This window comes from Cupriavidus sp. 01L46 (genome assembly GCF_056399905.1).
Genome location: NZ_JBFTSF010000407.1, coordinates 1 through 4,602, shown reverse-complemented (window position 1 = coordinate 4,602; position 4,602 = coordinate 1). Strand labels below are relative to the sequence as shown.

Here is a 4,602-nt window from a genome sequence, read left to right as displayed (position 1 = left end):
CCACGGCCACGTACATGAGCGAGATTGCGCTCAAGGGGCGGCGCGGGTTCTTCTCGTCGTTCCAGTACGTCACGCTGATCGGTGGCCAGTTGCTGGCCGTGCTGGTGGTGGTGGTGCTTCAGCAACTGCTGGATGAGGCGCAGCTGCGGAGCTGGGGCTGGCGCGTTCCGTTTGTGATCGGCGCGCTCACCGCCGTGGTGGCACTGGCATTGCGCCGCACGCTGCGCGAAACGTCATCCGCTGCCACGCGCGGCAACAAGGAGGCAGGCAGCCTCGCCGCGCTGTTCCGGCATCACAAGGCGGCGTTCCTCACCGTCCTGGGCTATACCGCCGGCGGCTCGCTGATCTTCTACACGTTCACCACGTATATGCAGAAGTACCTGGTCAACTCCGCCGGCATGTCCATCAAGACGGCAAGCACGGTGATGACCGGCTGCCTCTTTGTCTATATGTGCATGCAGCCGTTGTTTGGCGCATTGTCTGACCGCATTGGCCGGCGCAGCAACATGCTTGCCTTTGGCGCGCTGGGGACCGCCGCCACCGTGCCGCTCCTGAGCGCCCTGCAGATCGTCTCCAGCCCGCTCGCGGCCTTCGTGCTGATCTCAATTGCGCTGGCAATCGTGAGTCTCTATACATCGATCAGCGGCATCGTGAAGGCGGAGATGTTTCCCCCGGAAGTACGCGCGTTGGGCGTGGGGCTTGCGTACGCAATCTCCAATGCGATCTTTGGCGGCTCGGCCGAGTACGTGGCGCTGGCGCTGAAGTCCGCCGGCCACCAGTCAGCGTTCTACTGGTATGTGACGGCGATGATGGCGCTGGCGTTCGGGGTCAGCCTGCGCCTGCCGCGCCAGGCCAGGCACCTGCGCCACGAGTATTGAAGCGCCGAGGCCGGACACCGGGCTACTGTCAGGCGGCGCGATCCCAGGCCTGCAGCTGTTCGGCTGTGGCACCGGCGCCGCCGCAGACGATGACCAGCACGTCGCTCGCCGCCGTCACCGCGGCGGGATTGCGCTCCAGCGCGGCCAGCGCCGCACCGCACGCCGGCTCCACCACGATCCGGTGCTCGGCCAGAAAGCGCAGGCACGCGCCGACCGCCTCCTTGTCCGTGACCACCTCGCTGACGATCGGATGCAGCTTTGACCACTCGAGCGCCTTGGCGCAAGGGCTCTTGGCACCCAGCGAGGTCGCGATGCTGGTGATGGCGGGCAGCTCGACCTGCGCGCCGGCCGCCAGCGAGGCGGCGTAGGAATCCGCGCCAGCGGTCTCGGCCGCGATGACGGGCACATCGTGCCAGCCATTGCGTTCCAGCCCGGCCAGCACGCCGCACAGCAAGCCGCCACCGCCTACCGATAGCAGCACCGCGCCCGGCTTGACGCCGGCGGCAGCCACCTCGTCGATCATCGTCGCATGGCCTTCCCACAGCAGGGGATCGTCAAAGGGGTGGATAAACGCATACTCCGGGCGCATCAGCGAGAGCGCGTGATCGTTGGCCTCGCTCMATGCAAGTCCGTGCACCACCAGTTCGGCGCCTTCCGCCGCGATACGCTCTCGCGCCGCGGCCGAGGTGGTCTCGGGCACGACGACGGTCACCGGCACGCCAAGCAGCCGCCCACTGTAGGCGACGGCAATGCCGGCATTACCGCCCGAGGAGCACACGAAGCGTTTTGCGCCCCACTCCTTGTAGGTCTGGCATGCATGGCCGATGCCGCGCGCCTTGAACGAGCCCGGGGGCTGYAGCGCCTCCATCTTGAACCACACCGAACGCCCCAGCCGTGCCGAGTAGGACGTGGATCGCAGCAGCGGGGTGACGATGTGCAGGCTCACGGGCGGGGCGTTGTCAGCATGGGGCATGGTGGCGCTTCTTGGTTCTGGCATGAAGAACCTGGAATGGTAGAAGCCTGCCGCCTATGCGGTCAAATGCCTATCAATCCCGAAAGCTATACTTACAAGGCATAGCAACATTCAGAGGGCAACCGGCAGAGCATGCGAAACATCGAAACGCGGCACTTGCGCTACTTCATCGCTGTCGCGGAAGAAGGCAGCATCATTGCGGCATCGCGGGCGCTGAACATCACGCAGCCGGCCTTGTCGCGGCAGATCCAGGATCTGGAGGGGGTGATCGGCGCCCCGTTGTTCGAGCGGCATGCCAAGGGCGTGCAACTCACCGATGCCGGCACCAGCTTCCTGCACGATGCGAAGCAGTCGCTACTGCAGCTGGAACAGGYACGCGACCGGGCCCATCGCATAGCACAAGGCCAGACCGGCTCCTTTGCGCTCGGCATCATGCCCAGCTACCTGGCCTCGCCGGTGACGCTGGCGATTCTTGCGCACTTCCGCGAGCACAATCCGGCGATCCTGCTCTCCATCGAGCCGCTGTTGTCATTGCAGCAGGCACAGGCGATCCGCGGCGAAGAACTGGACGGCGGCATCATGGCCTGGCGCACGCCGGACGATGCCAGCCTGAGCGGCATCGCCCTGTACCGCGAGCGCTTTGTGCTGGCGGTGCCGGCGCAGCATGTCGCACCGGCGAAGCGCGCGCGGCGGTTGGCCGACATCGCCGGCGAGCGCTTTGTGTGGTTCAACCGCGAGAAGTCGAGCGCGCAGCACAGCCTGCTGATTGCGGCGTGCGCCAAGGCCGGGTTCACGCCGCATATCGTCCAGATCGGCACCGACACGCCAACCATCCTGGGGCTGGTCGCCGCCGGCATGGGCTGCGCGCTGGTGCCCGCCAGCTCACAGCTGCACGCGCCACCCACCATCGCGTTCATCGCGCTGGCCGACTTGACCGATGGAGTCAATATCGAGTTTGTATATTCGGCGACGCACCGCTCGCCGCGCGTGCAGCGCTTTATCGAATCGGTCCGGCACGTCACCGGCACCAAGGCAAAGCAGGCACGCGGCAAGCCATAGGGCCGCGGCCACTCAGTGTGCCTCGCTGATCCTGCGCTCTGCCTGCCCCGGAGGAATACAGATCGTCAAAACCATCAGCTTTTGGCGTCGTTGCGCGAGAAAATCCTGAAATCATGGGCCTTTCGGCATGCGAGACGGTTTGTCAGCCATCACGGTAGTGGTCGCTACTACGCGTTCTCTTCGAACTCGCACATCTTCGCCGACGCGACATCCAGGTGTCCGGCACCACCTGCAGCGCGTCGCACATGGCCTGCAAGATTTGCGCGCCCCCAAGGAAGAATCAGAAATCAGAATTGTCAGGGCTTCTTGGCGCAAGTGGCTTGGCTCACCGCACAATCTGTTTCAGTMCTGTAACAGCTTGGTGCGGTAACTGACGAAGTAGGCACGCCGCAAACGCTGCCGCCCCTTCAAGTGGCAGCGGCCTGCTGGTTTGACCTGTCTCCGGCGGGGCGGCTGCTGCAAAAAAATCCCCCGAGGCTGTTCCTCGGGGGAGGTGCTTGGTTTGTGGCTGTGGACGCTGAGCGCCGACCACGTATTCAATTGCCGACCATTCTGTCGTTCCTTACAGGCTGCCCTCAACCAGTCCATCGCGGTTGGTGATTCTCGCACCATCGGTGAACGTGTCTCGTCTATCTGTAACTCTCGCTCCATCCGAATAGACGTCAAACTTTGTGCTCCTTCCCCCATCTGAATATGGGTMGCGCGGCCCCATCGCGCTAGCGCCGTCGGTGTATACATCTCGCGCCCCGTTACCGGCATAGGCTACTCCGGCGCCAAGCGCCGCACCCGCCGCAGCGAGCAGTAAGATTGTCTTTACCATTTTCTTCAACTCCTTTTCAGGTGGTTGCAAAAACACCGAAACGAATACTCTTCGCTTCAGCGCCGCAGTTTTGTACGCCTCCAATGTATGTCCTGCCGGTATGCTTATGAATAAGGTCCTTTTCCGAAAAGAGGCTAGGGGATTGCCCTATTGGATGGCAGGGATTGGGCACGGCTGCCAAGGTTGGCGATGTCACGCAAGCGCGTGCATTGCGGCACGGCGAGGAGAGCGACCTGTTCGCYCACGCGCAACTGCATACGCTATCTGGCCTGAGCAATCTGCGGATGATGCGTCATCGGCCGCAGCCAGGTGCCAAGGACCGACTGCGTCCGGATTCTGGCCGAAGACTCGAAACCCGGCCCGACAAGGTCGCATTCGACGGAACCTGGCGTTCAACCCGGGCGGTATAGCTCATCGAATCCGTCGGCCACCCTTACCGCACAGAGGAGTTCTGACGTAGATTCATAGTAATCCCGCGGCACCATGGATTCGCAGCACTCGCCTGGCACCGGCTCGGTGCAAGCTCGTGATTTGCCACAGGTGCATCGGATACCAACGTCCGCAAGCGTACTGTCATTGCGGCTAACGAGAGGATGACTGGATGTGGCAGGGGCTGTCCCCAGAATTTGAAGCGAACCATGTTCATCATTCAGCGCAACTCGAAGCTTAGCCTCTTCGTTCACACCGGATCTGTCGCATTGGCGTACTACGCAGGTGCAAAGCTGGGACTTACCTATGCGGTGGTGGGCGGTGCAGTGTCTCTGGTATGGCCTTCCAGCGGCATCGCCCTCGTTGCGCTGCTCGTTATGGGCTTCGCAGTTGCCCCTGGAATTGCCATTGGCTCCGTCTTGGCCAACATGTCGGTGGGCGTG

4 protein-coding genes are annotated in these 4,602 nt (G+C 63.2%); 3 read left to right on the top strand and 1 reads right to left on the bottom strand.

Annotated elements, in window-relative coordinates; translation table 11 throughout:
* On the top strand, positions 1 to 878 hold an 878-nt coding region (locus AC1DS3_RS35515), incomplete at its 5' end, for an MFS transporter (RefSeq protein ID WP_477129028.1).
* A 28-nt stretch (positions 879 to 906) separates the two neighbouring features.
* On the opposite strand, the gene AC1DS3_RS35510 is transcribed toward AC1DS3_RS35515, so the two are convergent.
* Complete coding sequence (locus AC1DS3_RS35510) at positions 907 to 1,824, bottom strand: pyridoxal-phosphate dependent enzyme (RefSeq protein WP_477129029.1); 918 nt, start codon at positions 1,822 to 1,824, stop codon at positions 907 to 909.
* A gap of 159 nt (positions 1,825 to 1,983) precedes the next feature.
* Between AC1DS3_RS35510 and AC1DS3_RS35505 the strand changes: the two genes are divergently transcribed.
* Both AC1DS3_RS35505 and AC1DS3_RS35500 read left to right on the top strand, forming a co-directional pair.
* Positions 1,984 to 2,910, top strand: coding sequence for a LysR family transcriptional regulator (locus AC1DS3_RS35505; protein WP_477129027.1), 927 nt, complete (start codon positions 1,984 to 1,986; stop codon positions 2,908 to 2,910).
* Positions 2,911 to 4,368: 1,458 nt separating this feature from the next.
* Positions 4,369 to 4,602: MASE1 domain-containing protein (locus tag AC1DS3_RS35500; protein ID WP_477129026.1), on the top strand; the 234-nt coding region annotated here is incomplete at its 3' end.